The organism is Mucilaginibacter sp. 22184, from assembly GCF_052045695.1.
Taxonomy (GTDB): Bacteria; Bacteroidota; Bacteroidia; order Sphingobacteriales; family Sphingobacteriaceae; genus Mucilaginibacter.
In genome coordinates this window covers 329,091-349,878 of record NZ_JBQEPI010000003.1, presented here as the reverse complement: position 1 = coordinate 349,878, position 20,788 = coordinate 329,091, and the positions used below count along the sequence as shown (strand labels likewise).

Below are 20,788 nucleotides of genomic sequence, written 5' to 3'. Positions count from 1 at the left end.
CCATTACGATTATTACTCAAGGCCGACGGAAGTTCCGGCTAATCCGTCTATTGTACCTTAGTAAAGGTGATATTTCTTGCCCGGTTAACAGATATTTTAAACCCGTTAATTTTATCGCTGGCGTCCCTTGTAAAATATATATCAGCACCTCCATCGTCGCTTTTAAAGCCGTCGTAATAAGTTGGATTAATAGATTGATCGTTTACCGGGTCGATATGGAGTGTGAGTTTATCGTTTTTGATTATAACTGCATACCTACTTTCTGTTTCGGACGAATAATATGTGCCGGTATAGGCTTTGAGATAAGCCTCACCATTGCCTGGTTCTTTTACTTTTTTGTAAATGGTAGTGTCCTTTGTTTTTGAGATGTGGATAAAACCTTTATCATTAAATATCGCCTGTTCCCCATTAACACTAAAAGAATTGCGCCCAACAGGCCGGAATTTAAAGCGGGCAGTGCACAACGTATCATTTTTCAGCATCAACTGCAGACCACTGCCGTTTTTGGAGTTTTGATACCATCCTGTAAATGCTTTTAACTGATCGGCTGAAATAGGGTAGGTTTTAGTAGGTGTAGCTTTTGGCGATGCGTGTTTTTCATTATCCGGAACTAAGAGAGCCTCCACCCGTCGAACCAGACCAAAGTCGGCATTGGACACGTTGCTTAAAAAAGCGACCGACAGATGCAGCTGAGGATAGTGAAACAACAACGAACGGTAACCCGCCGTAGCGCCATCATGCACAATATAATCCCATCCACGGTTTTTTTGTATAAACAAGCCCATCCCGTAAGCATTTTCTGCGCCACTATTCAGATGATCAACAGCTATTTGTTGTGGTAGCAGGGAAGGGCTGCCAAATTTGCCTCCCCAGTAATACGCGTTCCATTTTAACAGATCTTCGGCGGTAGTCAACAAGCCGCCGTTGCCATAGGCATATTCATTGGGCATATCGGTTTCGTAGCCGATATCTGTTGTATGATAAGCCATGGCCCGGTTAGCAACGATGCGTTTAAAATTGTCGCGCCATTGAGTATGGGTCATCCCGGCGGGCTCGAAAATATATTTACGGGTAAACTCAGCCAGTTCCATGCCGGTGATACGTTTAACGATCAATGCCTGCAGATTAAAATTTGAATTGCTGTAAATAAATTCATCACCGGGTTTATTATTCAGGGCTTTTTGATGCGATACAATATATAATACATCATCATTGCTGTATGTTTTTGTCGATCGTGGCCAGCCGGCCACATCCATCACAGAGCCCCAATCGCGCAACCCGCTGGTATGATGAAGTAAGTTGCTTATCCTGATCACCGTGCCGTAATCGGGTATTTCGGGCAGGTATTTGCGGATATCATCATCAAGCGAAAGCTTACCCTGTTGCGCCAGCAGCAAAATAGCCGCTGCAGTAAATTGTTTAGATACTGATCCGGCCTCGGTTACGGATGTTGTGGTTAAGGGAACCTGGTGTTCCAGATCGGCCATTCCCCATGCCTTGGAATAAATAACCACCCCATTCCTGCTGATAGCCAGTTCGTAGCCCGGGTTTTGAGGCTGACAAGCGCTGAATATTTTATCTATTTGCGCCAGCGTATCCTGCAAGGTTTGGGCCTGTGCAAAGGAGAAAACAAATAAAAAGGCGATAAAGAAAAGCAGTTTTTTTATGCAAAATGCGGAGTGGTTCATTTTGTATTCAGTTTTGTATAGATGACACTAATTTATTGTACTTTGTTGCAGGTGGGGTTAAATTTAATGCTCCCTTGCCACTCGCGATAATAGCAGTCTAATCCTTTAAATTTTTAATTCAGTGCGGGTATATTGTTCCCACTCATCTAATACCGCTTTTCGGTCATCGCTCCAAAGTAACCTTTCGGTATTGTTATAGGTTTGGCTTACATGCTGGCCACTTAGATCCTCGTTTTTTCTGATATAGGCCAATAGATTTTTTAATTCTTTGTCTGCTCTTTTTGATCCCGAATAAGCCAACGAATAGGCCACTGCTTCAAAATAGCGGAAAGTATTTTTTTTATCCCATCTGTAATACTTGTAAAAATCGGCAGCATTATTTATCCGGGACAAAAACTTCTTTTCGGCCTGGTTCATTACCGCTGCGAGTTGCTGGCTAAGCTGTTCAACCTGGGCCGCGTCATAATCCCACCGCTGGCGTTTGTTCGGAGGGCGTAGCGTATCACCAAAAGATAAACCCAGGTAACTTTTGGGAACATATAGCGGGCAAACAAAGGCAGTCAGATCAAATATGTCATTACCATAAGCTGAGCTGTCAAAGCAAAACCCTTTTAATATACCCGATGTGATCTCTGAATAAACAAGAGAACTCTTGTATTGCCATTTATCTGTGTGTAATTGCTGCTTTAAATGATTATTAAAAATCGATTTGAAAATGGCGCCTTTCATGTTATCATAATCGATTAGTCAGCATACATTTAAATTTAGGTTAGCCTATGGATGGCTCGGGATTTTGGAGACTATCCTGATCCAATATGACTTCCGGCTGGTAGGAAATAGCAGAAACTTTTTTATGGATGATCATACACCCGCTAATAAAAATGAGCACTGCAAGCACACATAGTATGATATAGTAGGGCTCGCCCAGTAAGGATAAGAAATCTTGCTTGCTCTTCGGCAAAAATAATAGCACGGCTGCTGTACTGTTAATTGTGGCATGTATGATCATTCCCGGAATAACAGATCGTGTTTTGTAGAAAACCCAACCCATGAATAATCCTCCAAAAAAAGCCGGTATGGCCTGCCATGGGTTCATGTGTATAGCCGCAAAAAACAGGGCCGAGATCAGGATAGCTTTTTGAGGTGCATAGTTTTTTAACAGACCATTTAAAATTACACCGCGACAGAGTACTTCTTCTATAACCGGGGCCGCGATAGTTAATGTTATAATAGAAAAAACATCTTTTTTGATCATATTTTCAAAAAACTTCTCCACGGAGTCGGGCATAGGTAATAGATCTGATACCCGCTCTAATCCAACAATTAGTGCCAACGCACTCATGATCAATACTGGCACCAACCAACCTGGTATTTTATTAAAACTGTTATGGAAAGGAGAAATCCCTTGTTTTTTGCTTTTTTTGATCGCGTATCGGATAGCCAATAATAACCCCGTGGTATAAGACAGTAGCTCTATGAACGATTTGAGTACGGGTGATTTAAAGCCCCAATATTTAAGCGCTTCCAATAAAATGCCACCTAATATCCCACCAACCAACATAAAACCGATGGTTACAAAAAATAGTGTAAAAATCGATCTTACATCGGGGTAAGCAAATTGGAGAAGAATTGGTCTGTCTGTAACAGGATGGTTAACTAAAGGGTTTTCTGGTTCAGGCTGGTTCATATACCAATATTATGAAAAAATTATAGCATATAATATAGTTAGCCTAATTCAACAGCGCGTTCTGCATTTACCTGTTTTAAAAAATATTCATCGTGTGATATAATTAAAAGTGTGCCTTTGTACTCGTTGATAGCGTTGGTTAATATTTCGATGTTTTGAATATCCAGGTTATTGGTGGGTTCGTCCAGCACCATAACATCAGGTGCCTGGATGCTGATGGTTAGGGAGCAAAGCATCAGGCGCATTTTTTCGCCGCCACTTAAAGCTTTGCAAGGTTTGTCCCAATATTCCTTGGTAAATAAAAAACGATTAAGGCGTATCTTGATGTCATGCTCTTGCAAGGCGCCCGAGTTGAATTGCTGTGCCTGTTCGTAAACGCTGATGGTATTATCGATGAGCGAATAGTCCTGGTCGATGTAAATGGTTTTTACCGTGGCTCTGTCAAGTGTTCCCGAGGTAGGCTGCAGCTCTCCCAGCATCATTCTGACCAATGTTGTTTTTCCCGATCCATTGGCTCCCCGGATCACCAAACGCTCGCCACTTGTGATCTGAAATGTTAAAGGCTGTTCCCAAAGCGGTTTATCATCGTATCCGAAATTAATATTCCTGGCATTGATCAATATCTTCCCGGTATGCAGGGCCGAATTGTCAAAATCCATTTTCATTTTATCAATCCCGGGCAGCTCTTTCCGCAGCTGACTCAGCTCCTGCGAAATATTACCCACCTTTTCGGCGTGAATACCTTTCATTTTTGAGGTACTGTTCTCGGCGCTGTTCCTCAGGGTGTTCATCATAATGGTGGGCACTCCGGCCTTTTCCTGTTTCTTTTTGCCCCGGGCGTCCAGCTTTTGCTGCCGCTCTATAGATTCTTTGGCTGTTTCTTTCGCCTTGCGGAGCGCTTTTTCTTTGCTCTTTACATCCTGGTTCAGGGCGTTGCTTTCCAGTAATTTTTGTTCCGCGTAAAAATCGTAATTGCCGCCATAGGTGGTTATGCCCCGCTTACTCAATTCGCAAACGGTATCAAGCAGGTTCAATAATGTTCTGTCGTGGCTTACTACTATCAGGGTATTGGATGTTGAGGTGATATAGTCATACAGGAGTTTCCGGCCGTTTGTATCCAAATGATTGCTCGGTTCGTCCAACAAAACAGTTTCCGGTCGGTGTATATCTATCCCGGCCAGGAAAATCTTTGTTTTTTGTCCGCCGCTCTGGGTCGCCATTTTTTGCGTCAAATCAAGATCGCCCAATCCCCAGTGGGCAAGGGCTTCCCGGCAGCGTTCTTCAATAGCCCAGTCATCATTCAGCAACTCCATGTTTTCGTCGGTTACCTGGCCTTCCAGGATTTCTTTTAGCGCGTTCAGTTTGCCATCTATCGCGAGTGCCTGGGCTATACTCTGGTCGTTAAACTGACCAAAAAGCTGCGGCACATAATAGGGTTTCGGATCGGCTTTTACCAGTCCGCCCAAAGGTTGCAGTTCTCCGGCTAAAATTTTTAAAAGGGTCGATTTTCCGGTTCCGTTATTGCCAACCAGGGCAATTTTTTGATGTTTATTGACAATAAGATCCAGATCTGCAAATAACAGATCCTTGTTGGGATGTATATACGTAATATTTTGTAGGGTAAGCATAATTCCTTTCCTTAAGAGGTGAATAATTGAAGCCAGCTGATGCGTCGCTTGTGTTTATTTGTCCTGGAAGAAATTATTAATTACATAGAGAGGGTATGGGTTTTTTATTGCGACAAAGATATAAAAAATAAAAAACCTGTCCTTAAAATTTCGCAACTTAGCGTAACGCGCTGCGTTTAAAAGAAAACCTAACCACCTGTTATCATGATCATCCGTTATGCCCGTTTGTTTTTGCCGTTTGATTTAAAAGCCATGCAGACCGAAATTGCACAGCTTGGCCATCAATGGCGGGCGCATTTCAACACTTCTTATTACGAAGGTTCCTGGACAGCATTGGCGCTGCGGTCGCCGGGGGGGAGCCATACCAATATTACACCCGATCTGATGACCGATGCCGACTTCAGGGACACGCCACTCATGCCGCATTTTCCTTCGGTTATAGAGCTCATTTCTACCCTGGATTGCCCGGTGATGGCGGTACGTTTTTTAAAGCTGGAGGCTGGCGCGGTGATCAAACAGCACCGGGATAATGAGCTGGCTTTTGAAAAAGGGGAGGCGCGTTTGCATTTTCCGGTGATAACCAATCCGCAGGTGTTGTTTTATATCGAGGATGAACGCGTGCCCTTGCAAGAAGGCGAAGCCTGGTATATCAATGCCAATTTGCCGCACCGGGTATCCAACGAAGGGCAAACCGACCGCATACACCTGGTGGTGGATTGCACGGTGAATGATTGGCTTAGCCGGGTTGTGGATGGATCGGACAAGATATCCTGCAAAGAAGAGCATACGCGGGACGATCTGCCCCAAATTATCAGCGAGTTGCGTTTGCAAAACACAGCCGCTTCCCATAAACTGGCCGCAGAACTGGAACAGCAACTGAGTGGTAACCATACGGTCATTTAGATGGATATGGCTGACTTTACCCTCAAAAACTGGATACCCTATAAACTGGTAAACCTGGATGGCCAACTGCAATGCCACTGGTTAAATGCCCAGCAAATGCCCTTTGCCGAACCTTTTTTTGATGAAAGCATTGTAAAGCTTAAAGGATTGAACGGTGAACATGCGGGTATATCATCGGTAAGTGATCTCTCTTTATTTGAAGAATGGAGCCATGACCTAAGCGCTATTGAACCATCTGCCTTTATTTTTCATATTTCGCGCTGCGGTTCCACATTGGTTTCGCAATTGCTTACGGAATCACCCAGGCATCTTGTGCTTCCGGAAGTTCCTTTTTTTGATGATCTGCTGCGCTTGCCCTATCAGCTCAGTGATTTTACTGCTCAAACAACTTCCCGCTTACTAAGGGCGGCCATGAAATACTATGGGCAAAAACGAAGGGGCACCGAGCAGCATTTGTTTGTGAAGACCGATAGCTGGCACCTGTTTTTTTATGAACAATTAAGGCAGCTTTACCCCGATACGCCTTTTGTGCTCATCTACCGTAACCCCAACGAGGTATTCGGCTCACTCAGGCGGGTTCCGGCATTACAATCAGTACCAGGGCTGATCGAACCCGAAGTATTTGGGTTTGACAGGGAAGATGTCCCGCAGGCTCAGGACCTGTACATCGCCCAAGTGCTCGAAAAATATTTGCAACGATACCTGGAGATCATAGCGACTGATAGTAAGTTCCTGCTGCTTAATTACAGCGAAGGCCCTATGCCCATGATTAAAAAGATAGCCACTTTCAGCCATATAACTCTTGACCCACAGGATATAGCGACCATGGAAGAAAGAAGCCGTTATCATTCCAAAAGGCCCGATACCGTTTTTTCCGAACCGGATGCCGCGCCCATACCGCAATGCCTGCACCAGGCGATGAAGCTTTATCATGAACTCGAAAAAATACGATTGGTAGTCTAAACGGCTGGTTGATGATCACGCAAACGTTTGTTTGAATCTGATTTATCCGGCTCATAATTTGGATATTAGGCAACGCCAATGCCCGGTTTAAATCGTTACGGTTTAAGCTGTGATAACCTATTTGAGAGCTATGAAAAACAGACTTATCCCATGCAGGGACTTTATCAAGCAAAGTAATTTCCAAACATTAAACAATAGTAGGTCCATACCAAAACGATCACATCTTTCCAAAGCGCTGTTACCCGCAATCCTCCTTATGGGGCAACTGGGCTTTGCCCAAACAAACACTAAAACCGCCCCGCCGGTGCCCGAGGTTCGCGTTATACAGCCCGGCGATAAAAGGATCTTTGCTCCGCAAGCTCCCGAAGGTTATCACCTGCTGTTTAAGGGTAGCGACCGTTCACCTATCATTGATAGTACAGGCGCCATTACTACTCCTTTGGTGGAGAGCAAGGTAAATCTGTATTTTCAACTCATCAGCAACCAAATAGATACACTTAAATACGATGTTTCTAAACAGGTAACCGTTCCCGGGAAATTTGCGGATAAGGGTACCAATTCACAACCTTTTGTTATTCCTGCCCTGCGCGAATGGCACGGCGGTGTGGGAAACTACGCGTTAACAGCCTCAAGTAGGATCGTAGTCAATATGGTTAACAAAACGGCTTTGCAAAAAGTGGCCTCCATTTTAAAAAGAGAGATCAAAGAACAAACGGGACTAAGCTTAGCCATCATAAGCGGCAAACCCGAAAATGGAGATATTTTTTTAACGCTGCAGGAGCCCGATAAAAGTATTGGCGAAGAAGGTTATTATTTTAAGGTCGATCAATATATCACCATCAGCGCGCTCCGGTATCAGGGCTTGTTTTGGGGTACGCGTACCTTATTGCAATTACTGGAACATCAAACCAGCATTCCCAAAGGCATAGCCCGCGATTATCCCGAATTTAAAGTACGGGGTTTTGTATTGGATGATGGTCGTAAGTTTTTTAGTCTGCAATTTTTGAGGGGCTATGTAAAGCTGATGTCCTACTACAAACTGAACGATTTTCAGATCCACTTGAATGATAATGGCTTTAAAAAATATTTTAATAACAGTTGGGATAGCACGTATTCGGCCTTTCGGTTGGAGAATACTACCTATCCCGGGCTTACCGCCAAAGATGGCTCGTACACCAAAAAAGAATTTATCGACTTACAGCAATTGGCCGACGATTATGTCGTACGCATCATTCCCGAAATAGATGTGCCCGCGCATGCCCTCGCCTTCACCAAAGTAGTGCCCGCGATAGGAAGTAAACAATACGGCATGGATCACCTCGATCTGCACAGTCCACTTACCTATACCGTTATTGAAAATGTACTGAAAGAATACCTGGGCGGCGATCACCCGGTATTTACGGGTAAAGAGTTTCATATCGGTACCGATGAATACGCCAAACAGGAGGCGGAAGCTTTTCGCGCCTTTACCGATCATTTTATCAAATATGTACAGGGCTTTGGTAAAGATGTGCGGGTTTGGGGCGCGTTGACGCACGCGAAAGGTACCACGCCCGTGACTGTCAAAAATGTCACCATGAATACCTGGTATAATGGTTACGCCAATCCCGTCGACATGAAAAAGCTGGGTTACAGGCAGATCAGTACACCCGATGGCTGGCTATACATTGTGCCTGCCGCGGGCTATTATTTTGATTACCTGGATTGTAAGAATATATACGATAACTGGACACCATCCATGATCGGTGATGTGCGCTTCCCGGCAGGTGACCCCACCATCATCGGCGGTTCCTTTGCCGCATGGAACGATATCGTGGGCAATGGCATCAGCGAAAAAGATGTGAACGATCGGGTATTCCCGGCGATGCAGGTTTTATCGCAAAAAATGTGGGATGGAAATCATACCGAAAATGATTATGCAGGTTTCGCGACAGCAAGTAAACAAATTGGCGAAGGCCCGGCTGTAAATATCAGGGGCCGGATAAGCGCTGACACCACCTTTACAACCCGTTTTACATTCAACAAACCCGACCCTAAAGTACAGCTCCACGGCGCTACTTATACCCAAGGTATAAAAGGGCAGGCCCTGGCTTTTTTGGGCGACAAAAGCTGGGCTACGTTACCGTATCCAGAGATCGGTTATAATTATACCATATCTTTTTGGATCAATCCCGCTGGTAACCCTTCCGGCGATGTTACGCTGTTTAAAGGTCCTAACTCGGTTGTGAAATTAAAACAGGGGAATACCGGTAAATTAGGTTTCTCCCGGGATGGTTATAACCTTGATTTTGATTATACCCTTCCTGAAAATGTTTGGACGCACGTGGTCATCTCCGGTACCAATAAAGGCACCAGCCTGTATATTAATGGTCAGCTGCAAAAGAAATTGTACGACAATTGGATCCAGTTTACCGATAAAGAAAAAACCAAGATGCGCAAGGTTGAGACCCTGTTTTTTCCTCTGCAGCAGATAGGCGGCTTCCACGGTAAAATAGACGACCTGCAAATCTGGAACAGGGTATTATCCGATCAGGAGATCGCAAACGACAAATAAGCGCTTAGCCTAAATACAATTAGAAGAATACCATGATCAAAAGAATTACTGCCACCTTATCCTTTTTCCTACTCGGAGGCCTAACAGCTCTTCAGGCGCAAAATATCAAATTAGTCGACCCTTTAGAGCCCATATATCCCGATACCAACCACGTAGAACAATATAGCGCCAATTATCGCGAGGATTTCCCCCTGAACACCAATGCCGATGTTCATCTACTGATCGAAACTGCCCCGGGAAGTCAGATATCTGTATCTGCTGATATCAATAAGCGTCCTGTGCCGCTATCGGCCTGGTGCCAGCTGCTCGATGTTCCTGTAGAACGGAATACCGGTTTAACCGGCCGTACGGAGATCTACAATCACCAGATCGACCCGTATGTTATCCGTCGTGCACCTTTCCGTATTTACGAGGCCATACAGCCGCTTAAACAAAATCAGGTAGTAAGCAGCAATAAGTTTACCGCGTTAAGATTAAGCGTAGACCGGTCGCTGATATCCAAAGCAGGCGAGTATCCCTGTCACATCCTGGTTAAGGGAAAAGGCTGGCAGCGTAAGGCTGTGTTCACCATCAAAGTTTACCCCGTAAAGCTACCAGCTGTGGCCGATCAGCAATTTTTCTATACCAATTGGTTCAACATCGTACAAATGGAAAAACGGCAGCATGTGGAACGCTGGACGAAAGACTGGTTTGCCATGCTCGATAAATACGCGCGCTTGATGGCTCATGGTCGCCAGAATTGTATCAATATTCCGGATGAACTGTTGAGCTATCAAAATAACCACATCACCCTTGACGAAAAACGCTTACTGGATTTTATAGCTGTTTTCCGGAAATATGGTTTTAAATATTTTGAATCGCCACACATCATGTACCGCGGCGATAATGACGACTGGAACGATCCGGAATTGAAAGTTTTCCTCACCAAAAGAAGGTACCATACGCCCGAAGCCAAACTGGATGTGGATACCATGGTGCATCTGATCAAAAACTTTTGCGTTAAAAATAATCTGGAACACAGCTGGCTGCAACATATCTCCGACGAACCCAAACAGGTACAGGCCAAATGCTACCGCGAGATAGTGGCACAGATACGATCCATATATCCAACTATAAAAATAATAGAAGCCACAAACGATAGGGACAGCCTGGCAGGCAGTGTGGACCTGTGGTGTCCCACTATTGATGATTATCAGGAAAATCAGTCGTTTTTTGATGAACGGAAAAAGCACAACGAAAACGTATTGGTTTATACCTGTTTAACCCCCGGCGGCAAATGGCTCAACCGCACGCTCGATGAGGAAAGACTGCGGCAGGTATACTTTGGCTGGGCGGCCGCCAAATACCATACTTTAGGCTTTCTGCACTGGGGATTGAATCAGTACCATGTTCCCGATCCTTTGCAGCAAAGCGTGGTGCACCATTTTGCACCGGGCGCGGCACTCAATAATGAACTGCCGCCGGGGGATACCCATATTATTTATCCCGGTGCGGACGGGCCATTGTCGTCGCAGCGTTTTGAATCGCACCGGATTGGTGTTGAAGATTATGAACTCTTGCGGATGCTGCAAAGTACGGACAGCACAGCCGCGGCAGGTATCATCGCGCAGACTTTTACCAGCTATAATGATTACAACACATCTGTAAAAAAATACCGGCAGGCAAAGACCGGATTATTAAAAGCCTTATCCGTAAATTCAACTAAGCTTACCGCTAAATAAATGACCGCCATGATGATATACTCCTGTAATCTGAAACGCGTACCCACTGCCATCATCAGTTGTTTTATGCTGATCGGGCTATGTTTAACAGCTAACGCTCAAACCCAACCACAGTCCGACTGGCTGTTGAACCCGATAGCCTATAAAGCGGTGATCAAACCCTCGGCTTCGGGTAAAGAAATCACGTTGAATAATGGTTTAGTTAAAAGAACTTTCAGATTGAATCCTAATTTGGTTTGTACCGATTATACCAACCTGGTTAACGGGCAGCAACTGTTACGGTCGGTTAAACCCGAGGCCCGTTTAACCATCAACGGCAAAAATTATAATGTAGGCGGATTGATCGGCCAGAAAGAGAACGCCTACCTTTTGCCTGAATGGATAGATAATTTCAGAGCCGGTAAAAATGATTTCCAGTTCAAACGTTTCGAGATCAAAGCGCTGATGCCGAGGCTTAACTGGAAAAGTAAATTCTGGGCAAGTAACCACCAACAGCCCGGCGGTCGGCAGATTGATTTTTATTACCAGTCCAGCGCACCTGAGCTGGCCGGGCTGGAAGTTACCGTAAGCTATGAACTGTATGATGGTTTGCCCCTGATCGTCAAATCGCTTAGCATCAATAATAAAGGCGACCGCTCATTTAAGATCAACCGGGTGGTTAATGAGATATTAGGTATGGTGGAAGAACAAAGCGCGGTAGTAGGCACCCCCTCCAATATGGCCAAACTACAGGGCATATATTTTGAAACGAATTATGCCTTTAACAACGCCATGCGGTACGATCTGAGCGACCAGACCACGCACTGGAAGGCCGATTCGACCTATACCTCGCAGGTAAATTTTGACTACCAGACGCCATGCCTGCTGGAGATCTATCCGGATAAGGCACCCGGCATCGATCTGCAAAGTGGCGAGGTTTTTAACTCCGTACGCACCAATGAACTGCTGATGGATAGCTACGACCGGGAGCGGCGGGGTCTGGCCATCCGTACCATGTACAATACCGTAGCGCCATGGACAACCGCCAACCCCATATTTATGCACCTGGTGAGCCGCAATGATGAGGAAGTGCGCACCGCGATTGACCAGTGCGCGGCAACGGGCTACGAAGCCGTGATCCTGAGCTTTGGCAGCCATTGCAATATGGAGGATACTTCTGCCTCGAATATCAAAAGATGGAAACAGCTGGCCGTTTACGCGCACAGCAAAAAAGTGTTTATAGGCGGATACTCCCTGTTCAGTTCGCGCAGGATAAGTGATGAGGATGATGTGATCGACCCGAAAACGGGTAAACCGGGTGGCGCTTTTTTTAGCAATGCGCCTTGTTTTGGCAGTAAATGGGGATTGGCTTATCGCGATAAGATCAAAACTTTTTATGCGCAAACCGATTTCGATATCTGGGAAAATGATGGCCCTTATCCCGGCGACGTATGCGCGTCGAATACCCATCCCGGACATAAAGGTTTGGACGATTCGCAATGGCGGCAAATGGAGATCCAGAAGGAACTGTATCATTCCCTGCATCAAAAAGGGGTATACATCAACGCGCCCGACTGGTACTTTTTAGATGGTACCAACAAAATAGGCATCGGCTACCGCGAAGTGAATTTCTCGCTGCCTCGCGAAAATCAGATGATCCTGAACCGGCAGAATATTTTTGACGGCACCTGGGAAAAAACGCCATCCATGAGCTGGGGATTTGTACCCCTCACCAAATACCAGGGCGGTGGTCCGGAAGCGGTCTTAGAACCCTTGAAAGATCACCTCAAAGATTATGAACAACTGATGGCCCAGTATTATGGCGCAGGGGTACAGGCCTGCTATCGCGGTCCACGGTTGTATGATACCGAAGCCACGAAACAAACCGTTATCAAAGTGATTAACTGGTACAAAAAATACCGCGACATCCTCAACTCGCAGATCATCCACCTGCGCCGCGCCGATGGCCGCGATTGGGACGGGATACTGCACGTAAATCCTAACTTACCAACCAAAGGCGTGCTGATGTTATACAACCCCTTGAAGCAGACCATTACCCGAACCATTACCATTCCGCTGTACTATACCGGGCTAACAACAGTGGCTATAGTTCAGGAACAGGAAGGTCCTGCTAAAAAATACACGCTGAGCCGTGACTATAAAATAACCACCACTTTTACCATAAAACCCGAAAGCTACACCTGGGTGCAGATCAGGTAATTTTAGGAGTAAGGATTCGGGGAACAAGGAGCAAGGACTTTTGGAATAAAGATAAAAGGTGTAAAGAGCAAAGGCTACTTTCATTTATGTTTTTATTGAGTTCTTTAATTTTTGTTCCCAAAGTCCTGGTTCCAAAAAATACTTTTTAAACTTTTCAAAACCCATCAAAAATTTGTTAAAAAGTGTTAAAATGGCGTTAAAGTTTAGTTAAAGTGGCCAAAAAGCAAGCGTTTTTACCCTGTTTTTAACTAAAAAAGTGTTAAAATTTAACGTTTAAAAAGTTCTCCTCAGCTGATCAGGATAAGAACGATGGCCAGCAATGCCGGCACCGCCTGAATAAAGAATATCTTTTTGGTTACAGTAAGTGCTCCATAGATACCGGCTACGGCTACACAAATCAGAAAAAACAGGGCAATATTGTTATGCCACTGTAAATCACTGATAAAGAATGTCCAAATCAAGCCTGCTGCCAAAAATCCGTTGTATAAACCTTGATTAGCGGCTAAAACTTTGCTCTTTTCCAGTTCTGCAAGAGGTTTATTGAAGGCTTTAGGTCCACGGGTTGTCCAGGCAAACATTTCCAGCCACAGTATATAACAATGAATAAAGGCTACCAGGCCAATAACTCCCTTAATAATAAGATCCATAGGTTTAAATTATTTAAGTATAAATGTAGTAAAATGTGCGTGATATATTACTCTGGGATTTTCGCTGTACCAATGTTACCCTTTACATTTATTCGGCTAGCCTTTTCTATAAAAATGAGTATATAGCTTATCTTTTTGCTAAATAAGCTTAATTATTGTAAGTATTATAATTGCTGCTGATAATTATCGAAATTTTTATTGGAAAGTATTATTTATATCAATCAAATTTGAAAATTATTTCATTTGTTCAAATACTTATTAAAAAAAATAAAAAAGATTGCTTAAAAATTCAAAATTAATTAATTATGTTTGAATAATAAGCAATTATTTATGGAAGATAGGCATAAGCAAATTAAAAGTGCCCAATTAAAGAGTGATATCTTAAAACAATTGTATTTTAAAAAATCGCTTTTATATAGCGAATTAAGCGCCATTTATAACAAAAGCATTCCTGTAATAAATAAAATAATAAATCAATTAATTAAAGAAGGGCTTGTAGCCGAGATTGGTTATGCTGCATCAAGTGGAGGAAGAAGGCCTTTGATGTATGCCGTAAAACCGGATGCCATGTATATCATGGCTATAGCGATGGATCAGTTTTCTACGCGTATGCTAATTGTGGATATGCATAATGACCCGGTAACGGAAGTTGAAATGATAGCATTGTCGTTAAATGCCAATCCCGATGCGTTGTCTCAATTGATCGGTCACATTAATGATTGCATCATAAAAAGCGGGCTCGATAAAGCTAAAATATTAGGTATTGGAATTGGCATGCCGGGATTTGTGAGTGTTTCTGATGGTATGAACTACTCTTACCTGGATACCGGTGGTGAAAAATTGACCGAGCATATTCAAAACGCAGTTGGTTTACCGGTATATATTGATAACGATTCGAGTTTAATTGCCCTCGCCGAACAAAAGTTTGGTGCAGCGCAATCAAGAGATCAGGCGATGGTTATTAACCTAGGGTGGGGTATTGGTCTTGGAATGATAGTTAATGGTGGCATTTTCAGAGGGAGCGATGGCTTTGCCGGAGAATTTAGCCACATTCCCATATCTGAAGATGGAACGTTGTGTCTTTGCGGAAAACAAGGGTGTCTGGAAGCCGAAGCATCCATGCTGGTTGTAACCAAAAAAGCGATAGAGGGGATTAAACAGGGCAAATTATCTTCCTTAAAATCATTCATTAACGAGCCCCTGGAAGTGATTGCGAAGGCCATATTTGATGCAATCAACATCGGTGATCAGTATGTTATAGATCTGCTTTCAGACGCTGGCTATAAAATAGGAAAGGCGCTGGCCATACTGATACATATTATGAACCCACGCGCTATAGTTTTAAGCGGACGGGGTACAAAAGCTGCTAAAATAATGCTGGCTCCTATACAGCAGGCATTAAATAAATATTGCATTCCGCGTTTGGCGGCAAAGACGGAGTTGCTCATTTCATCGCTCGGTTTTGATGCTGAACTTTTAGGAGCCGCCGCTCTGGTGATAGAATATTTAGACGATCATATTTTAACTACACATTTTAATCAACAGCCTATGGATAAAACAAGCTAAGAAAAAACAACCCCAAAAATTCAAAATTACTATAACCGCTTAATCATGAAAAAAACATTACTCGCATTAATAATGCCTTGCTTGGCTATTGGAGTCAACACCCGCTCAATGGCAGGTGTTAGGGCAGCAGATTATCTGCATATTGTTAAAAATAATACCGGAGCCTTAAACGCGATCGACGCTATTAAAGGAACCGTGAAAGACGCCAGCGGACAACCGCTTATAGGCGTTAATGTACAGGTAAAAGGAACCAATCGTGGTACCCAAACCGATGTAAACGGTGCATTTACCGTTCAAGCCAGCACAGGCGAAATATTAGTTATCAGTTATATAGGCTACGCAAAAAAAGAAGTAACCGTAGCAGGCCCGGGAGTAGTTCTCAATATCGTACTCGCTGAAGATTCCAAAACACTGGGCGAAGTTGTGGTAACGGCTTTAGGTATCAAAAAATCCGAAAAATCAATTACTTACGCATCGCAACAAATTGGCGGCAGCGAACTTACCCGGGTAAAAAGTGATAACCTGATGAACTCCCTGAATGGTAAAATTTCGGGCGTTACCATTTCTCCAAGTGCTTCTGGTGTAGGTGGTTCGGCTAAGGTTATTTTACGTGGTAATAAATCGGCCGCGGGTAATAACCAGCCTTTATATGTAATTGATGGTATACCTATCTCCAATGGTTCCAACGCGAATGGACAACCCAATAATACTTTTGGAACCAGTATTGGACAAGGCGGTATGGCATCAGCGGCGTCTACCAATCAGGATGGCGGCGATGGTATATCAAACCTGAATCCAGATGATATCGAAAATATTACCATATTAAAAGGAGCTTCTGCTTCTGCATTATATGGTAGCCAGGCACAAAATGGTGTTATTCTGATCACCACCAAAAAAGGTAAGGCCGGAAAAACATCTATTAGCTTCACTTCGTCGGCCTCGGTTGATCATATTGCTTATAAGCCAGACTTTCAAAACTCATACGGACAAACTCCCGGGGGCGCTGATAGCTGGGGTGCAAAAATATCAGGTGGTCATGATAATCTTTCAGAGTTTTATCAGAACGGTACTAATTTTACTAATTCCATAAATCTTTCTGGTGGTTCCGAAATAGCGCAAACTTACTTTTCGTATGCAAATACAACCGCCCGAGGTGTTGAGCCGGGGAATAAGCTGGTTCGTAACAACCTTAACTTCCGCGAAACTGGTCACTTTTTAGATAATAAATTAACTGTTGACGGAAATATTACCTACGTTGACCAGAAAATAAACAATTCACCAGGTCTGGGTTTGTATTTAAATCCTTTAACCGGCTTGTATCTATTCCCGCGCGGGCGCGACATCCTTCCCTATAAAAATCAATTTGAATTGCCGCCGGTAGCAAATGTGGGTAATGGTGCGCCAACCCAAAACTGGCCTTTTAATGAAGATATCCAGCAAAATCCGTGGTGGACAACCCAAAGGGATCCAAATACGGCACAGCGTAACCGCATCCTGATAAACGGTAGTGTTAAATATGATTTCACCAAATGGTTGAGCCTGCAGGTTAGAGGAAATCTTGATCGTTTTAATGATGTTTATGAACAGGATCTGTATGCAGGTACTAATCCTGTTTATGCAAAGGCAAACGGGCAGTTTTTGTTAACCAATCAAACTACTGAGCAAAAATATGGCGATGCATTGTTAACTTTTACTGTGCCTGGTAAATCTGATTTTAAGGTTGATGGTATTTTGGGTGCAAGTATCACCGATTCCAGAACATCCGGCACAATTATAGGGCCCAATTCGTTAAATACATATAATGATCCGGGGCTTTTAATACCGAATGTGTTTTTACCAGAAAACCTTACCTCTGCTGAAGGAGCCCCGCCTGTTAATACGCTTCAGGCAAATCATAATCAAATACAATCGCTATTTGCTAACGCTAATATATCTTATAAAAACTGGGCTTTTTTAACGCTTACCGGCAGAAACGACTGGTCATCAAACCTGGCATTTACGCCTAATAGCTCATATTTTTATCCCTCGGCAGGTTTATCGTTTATCTTAAACCAAATGTTTGAATTGCCTAAAGCTATTTCTTACGCCAAAATCAGGGGTACCTATGCAGAAGTTGGTAATACTGTACCTCCATATGTAACTAATCCGTTAACACATATCAGCCCAGGTGGTGTAATTCTGAATTCTGTGGCTCCTTTTCCGGAGTTGAAACCCGAACGCACAAAATCGTTTGAATTGGGCTTTGATTCGCGCTTTTTTGAGGATGCCTTAACGGTTAATTTTACTTATTACAAATCCAATACAAGAAATCAATTTTTTAGTATCTCACCCTCCAGGGTAACTACTTATTCATTGGGTTATGTTAACGCTGGTAATATTCAAAACTCGGGTGTTGAGTTTATGGTGGCTTATGATATAATCAAAAACAGTTCCTTTACCTGGAATACTGCCTTCAATGGATCTACCTTTAATAATAAAGTGATTGATGTTGATTCAAAAGATGGTATCGATCAGTTTATCCTAACCACAAGTGCCAATAACTCCTATGAGTCTATATTGGCCAAAGGGGGCTCATATGGCGATATTTATGGTGTTACTTTAAAGCACGACGCGCAGGGCCGTATTATGGTTGGCACCGATGGAAAGCCAATAACAGAAGATGGGTTTAATTATATCGGCAATCCAAATCCTAAATTTCAATTAGGATGGAACAATACTTTCAACTATAAAAAATTCACTTTGAGTTTCCTGGTTGATGGCAAATTTGGCGGGCAAGTATTGTCATTGACACAGGCTGTAATGGATAAGTATGGTGTTTCGAAAGTAACAGGTGATGCGCGTAATGCAGGCAGCGTGCCAATTAATGGTGTTGATCCAACAGGTAAAGCAGTAAGCAGTGTTGATCCGAAATTGTGGTACACTACAATTGGTGGCCGTGATGGTATCTCAAGTCAATACATATACAGTGCTACCGTGGTACGTTTGCGTGAAGCTTCAATAGGTTATACCTTGCCGCTTACCGGTAGTGTATTTAAAAGTTTAAGACTTGCGTTAACGGGCAGGAATATATTGTACTTCCACAAAAAAGCGCCCTATGATCCGGAGGTTACCATGTCTACAGGTAATAGCCTTTCTGGTGTGGATACCTTTAACCAGCCGGCAACACGTAATATTGGTTTTAACCTGAATGTTACTTTATAAAATATTCAATTTAAAAATGAAAGTAATGAAAACACATTATAAATTAATTGCACGCTCAGGCTTTAACTATGGGATAGTCGGGCTGTTTGCAATGGTAATACTTACTTTTACCAGTTGTAAAAAGAATTTCGAAAAGTATAATACAGATAATACTGGTGTATCCAAATTTTCATCTGGTTTAATATTTCCCGGGTTGCAATACTCTGTTTTTAATGAAGAGGGAGGTTATCAGCTTGATCAGAACCTGAATGCTGACTGTTATGCGGGTTATATGATGTCGCCGAATCCATTCAGGGGAAATATTAACAACCTGAACTATAGTTTGGTTGATGGCTGGAACCAGCAGATTTTTATTGACTCTTACACTACGTCATTATTTGCAATAAATGGCATTGCCAAAACAGGGGCAAAGGCGAATCTCCCCGATTTCTGGGCAATAGCTTTGATTTTAAAGGTGGAGATTATGGATCGGGTAACCGATAAATTTGGACCAATCTCCTATAGTAAGGCCGCAACTTCCATATTGACTACGCCTTATGATAGTCAGCAAAGTGTTTATAATCGCTTTTTTATGGAACTGGACACCGCTACGGCTAATTTAAATACTTTTATAGCTGCTAATCCGGGTAAAACGCCATTTGCAACCTATGACAGGGTTTTTGGTGGCGATTATACCAAATGGCTCAAATTTGCCAACTCATTAAGATTGCGTTTAGCAATGCATCTTACCAAGGTAGATCTTGTAACAGCCAGGGCTCAGGGAGAAAAAGCACTAATAGCTCCCGGAGGGTTAATGACTACCAGCGATGATAACGCAGGTATTTCTGGCTCGGGGTACCACAATCCTCTTAATGTAATCACCACCGGCTGGACTGATATCGCGGCGGGAGCTTCATTACAATCATACCTGGTAGGTTATAAAGATCCACGATTGGCTAAGTATTTAAGTCCCGTAGTTACAGATCCTAAAGTGTCAGGCTCGCTGCCGGCAAGCTATGCCGGGCAGTATATAGGTATCCGTATTGGATCGGCTGTTACAGCAAAACCGGGTTATAATAGTTTTTCTACTTTAAATCCAAATACCGTTGTTGCATCAGGATCGCCTATGTTAATGATGACTGCTGCCGAAGCCTGGTTTCTGAAAGCAGAAGCTGCACTGCGTGGCTGGACAGGTGCCGGTGATGCGAAAACAAACTATGAAACTGGTATCAATACATCATTAGCGCAATGGGGTGTTTCAAATGCCGCTTATGTTAATGATGCTGCCAGTAAACCAAGTGATTATAAAGATCCTGTGAATTCGGCTAATAACGCCACTGCGGTTTCTAATATTACGATTGCCTGGAACGCAGGTGCTACCGATGAGCAAAAACTGGAGCGGATCATTACTCAGAAATGGCTGGCCATGTTCCCGGAAGGTCAGGAGGCGTGGACCGAATTTAGACGTACCGGCTATCCTAAATTGTTTACTGTTGTAAATAACAATAGTGGCGGAACAATTGATACGCAGACGCAGATCCGCAGATTGGCTTATCCCCGGGATGAGTATACTAAAAACGGAGCCGAAGTTCAAAAGGCCGTTACACTACTTGGTGGACCGGATAACGGTGGTACAAGGGTTTGGTGGGATGTCAACAAATCCAACTTTTAATCAAGGAGTTAAAGTTTATATAAAAAAAACAATGTTTAAAAAAGAGGCTGTATCATATTTTATGATACAGCCTCTTTTTTTTATTCAGATGTTTAAGTGATGTATACTTTTGGGTAGAATTGATTCTGAAAGTGGGTTTACATGGTTTACATAATTTAGGGTTAACATGTTATTATATTATTGATAATCAATTTATTGTGTATTTTTTCGTGCAAAAAGTGTAAACCCACTTTTTGTATACATGTAGTGGGTTAAAGTTTAGTTCAGCGCCAAGAGAAAGCTGTGGCACGGTTCCTTTTTTATGAAATGAATTTCATGTGTGTATTCTTTTTTTGTTTCGTTTTATTTTAATTGTGTTTCGATTTGTGTTGTTTTGGTGC

At 43.2% G+C, this 20,788-nt stretch carries 13 protein-coding genes; 8 read left to right on the top strand and 5 right to left on the bottom strand.

The features are described 5' to 3' along the window. Positions 1-47: 47 nt before the first annotated feature. From ACTJKG_RS08955 to ACTJKG_RS08940, 4 genes are all read right to left on the bottom strand, one after another. Positions 48-1,688 (bottom strand): serine hydrolase domain-containing protein, encoded by a 1,641-nt coding sequence (locus tag ACTJKG_RS08955; protein WP_172335098.1) that lies wholly within the window; start codon positions 1,686-1,688, stop codon positions 48-50. Positions 1,689-1,793: 105 nt separating this feature from the next. Then, on the bottom strand, positions 1,794-2,417 hold the full coding sequence (locus ACTJKG_RS08950; protein ID WP_172335097.1) for a hypothetical protein: 624 nt from the start codon (positions 2,415-2,417) through the stop codon (positions 1,794-1,796). 40 nt (positions 2,418-2,457) lie between these two features. Continuing rightward, positions 2,458-3,375, bottom strand: a complete 918-nt coding sequence (locus ACTJKG_RS08945; protein WP_440738989.1) for a lysostaphin resistance A-like protein — start codon at positions 3,373-3,375, stop codon at positions 2,458-2,460. A 38-nt stretch (positions 3,376-3,413) separates the two neighbouring features. Beyond that, entirely contained in the window at positions 3,414-5,003 is a 1,590-nt protein-coding gene (locus ACTJKG_RS08940; protein ID WP_440738988.1) for an ABC-F family ATP-binding cassette domain-containing protein, read from the bottom strand. Positions 5,004-5,207: 204 nt separating this feature from the next. On the opposite strand from ACTJKG_RS08940, the gene ACTJKG_RS08935 reads away from it, so the two are divergent. From ACTJKG_RS08935 to ACTJKG_RS08915, 5 genes are all read left to right on the top strand, one after another. Continuing rightward, positions 5,208-5,906: an aspartyl/asparaginyl beta-hydroxylase domain-containing protein gene (locus ACTJKG_RS08935; protein WP_440738987.1), complete on the top strand. Its 699-nt coding sequence runs from the start codon at positions 5,208-5,210 to the stop codon at positions 5,904-5,906. A gap of 6 nt (positions 5,907-5,912) precedes the next feature. Beyond that, complete coding sequence (locus tag ACTJKG_RS08930) at positions 5,913-6,869, top strand: sulfotransferase (RefSeq protein ID WP_440738986.1); 957 nt, start codon at positions 5,913-5,915, stop codon at positions 6,867-6,869. Positions 6,870-6,999: 130 nt separating this feature from the next. Then, positions 7,000-9,423 (top strand): family 20 glycosylhydrolase, encoded by a 2,424-nt coding sequence (locus ACTJKG_RS08925; protein WP_440738985.1) that lies wholly within the window; start codon positions 7,000-7,002, stop codon positions 9,421-9,423. Positions 9,424-9,455: 32 nt separating this feature from the next. Continuing rightward, complete coding sequence (locus ACTJKG_RS08920; RefSeq protein WP_440738984.1) at positions 9,456-11,144, top strand: DUF4091 domain-containing protein; 1,689 nt, start codon at positions 9,456-9,458, stop codon at positions 11,142-11,144. Positions 11,145-11,153: 9 nt separating this feature from the next. Continuing rightward, a complete protein-coding gene (locus ACTJKG_RS08915; RefSeq protein WP_440738983.1) occupies positions 11,154-13,343 on the top strand; it encodes an alpha-galactosidase in 2,190 nt (729 codons plus the stop codon). A gap of 287 nt (positions 13,344-13,630) precedes the next feature. On the opposite strand, the gene ACTJKG_RS08910 is transcribed toward ACTJKG_RS08915, so the two are convergent. Continuing rightward, on the bottom strand, positions 13,631-13,990 hold the full coding sequence (locus ACTJKG_RS08910; protein WP_440738982.1) for a DUF1304 domain-containing protein: 360 nt from the start codon (positions 13,988-13,990) through the stop codon (positions 13,631-13,633). Positions 13,991-14,320: 330 nt separating this feature from the next. On the opposite strand from ACTJKG_RS08910, the gene ACTJKG_RS08905 reads away from it, so the two are divergent. From ACTJKG_RS08905 to ACTJKG_RS08895, 3 genes are read left to right on the top strand one after another with little or no spacing between them, the layout of a single operon-like run. Next, the gene (locus tag ACTJKG_RS08905) at positions 14,321-15,556 is read left to right on the top strand and encodes an ROK family protein (RefSeq protein WP_172335089.1); all 1,236 of its coding nucleotides are present in this window, start codon (positions 14,321-14,323) and stop codon (positions 15,554-15,556) included. Positions 15,557-15,601: 45 nt separating this feature from the next. Beyond that, positions 15,602-18,757, top strand: a complete 3,156-nt coding sequence (locus ACTJKG_RS08900; RefSeq protein ID WP_172335088.1) for a SusC/RagA family TonB-linked outer membrane protein — start codon at positions 15,602-15,604, stop codon at positions 18,755-18,757. Between the two features lie 25 nt (positions 18,758-18,782). Further along, positions 18,783-20,408 carry a SusD/RagB family nutrient-binding outer membrane lipoprotein gene (locus ACTJKG_RS08895; RefSeq protein ID WP_440738981.1) on the top strand — a complete coding sequence of 542 codons (1,626 nt, stop codon included), beginning with the start codon at positions 18,783-18,785 and terminating at the stop codon, positions 20,406-20,408. Positions 20,409-20,788 lie beyond the last annotated feature (380 nt).

What these genes read in the sequence shown, in the direction of transcription:
- ACTJKG_RS08915 (WP_440738983.1), top strand. Translation starts at nt 11,154, where the DNA reads ATGATGATATACTCCTGTAATCTGAAACGCGTACCCACTGCCATCATC.
- ACTJKG_RS08895 (WP_440738981.1), top strand. Translation starts at nt 18,783, where the DNA reads ATGAAAACACATTATAAATTAATTGCACGCTCAGGCTTTAACTATGGG.
- ACTJKG_RS08955 (WP_172335098.1), bottom strand. Translation starts at nt 1,688, where the DNA reads ATGAACCACTCCGCATTTTGCATAAAAAAACTGCTTTTCTTTATCGCC.
- ACTJKG_RS08930 (WP_440738986.1), top strand. Translation starts at nt 5,913, where the DNA reads ATGGCTGACTTTACCCTCAAAAACTGGATACCCTATAAACTGGTAAAC.
- ACTJKG_RS08935 (WP_440738987.1), top strand. Translation starts at nt 5,208, where the DNA reads ATGATCATCCGTTATGCCCGTTTGTTTTTGCCGTTTGATTTAAAAGCC.
- ACTJKG_RS08945 (WP_440738989.1), bottom strand. Translation starts at nt 3,375, where the DNA reads ATGAACCAGCCTGAACCAGAAAACCCTTTAGTTAACCATCCTGTTACA.
- ACTJKG_RS08925 (WP_440738985.1), top strand. Translation starts at nt 7,000, where the DNA reads ATGAAAAACAGACTTATCCCATGCAGGGACTTTATCAAGCAAAGTAAT.
- ACTJKG_RS08900 (WP_172335088.1), top strand. Translation starts at nt 15,602, where the DNA reads ATGAAAAAAACATTACTCGCATTAATAATGCCTTGCTTGGCTATTGGA.
- ACTJKG_RS08910 (WP_440738982.1), bottom strand. Translation starts at nt 13,990, where the DNA reads ATGGATCTTATTATTAAGGGAGTTATTGGCCTGGTAGCCTTTATTCAT.
- ACTJKG_RS08950 (WP_172335097.1), bottom strand. Translation starts at nt 2,417, where the DNA reads ATGAAAGGCGCCATTTTCAAATCGATTTTTAATAATCATTTAAAGCAG.
- ACTJKG_RS08920 (WP_440738984.1), top strand. Translation starts at nt 9,456, where the DNA reads ATGATCAAAAGAATTACTGCCACCTTATCCTTTTTCCTACTCGGAGGC.
- ACTJKG_RS08905 (WP_172335089.1), top strand. Translation starts at nt 14,321, where the DNA reads ATGGAAGATAGGCATAAGCAAATTAAAAGTGCCCAATTAAAGAGTGAT.
- ACTJKG_RS08940 (WP_440738988.1), bottom strand. Translation starts at nt 5,003, where the DNA reads ATGCTTACCCTACAAAATATTACGTATATACATCCCAACAAGGATCTG.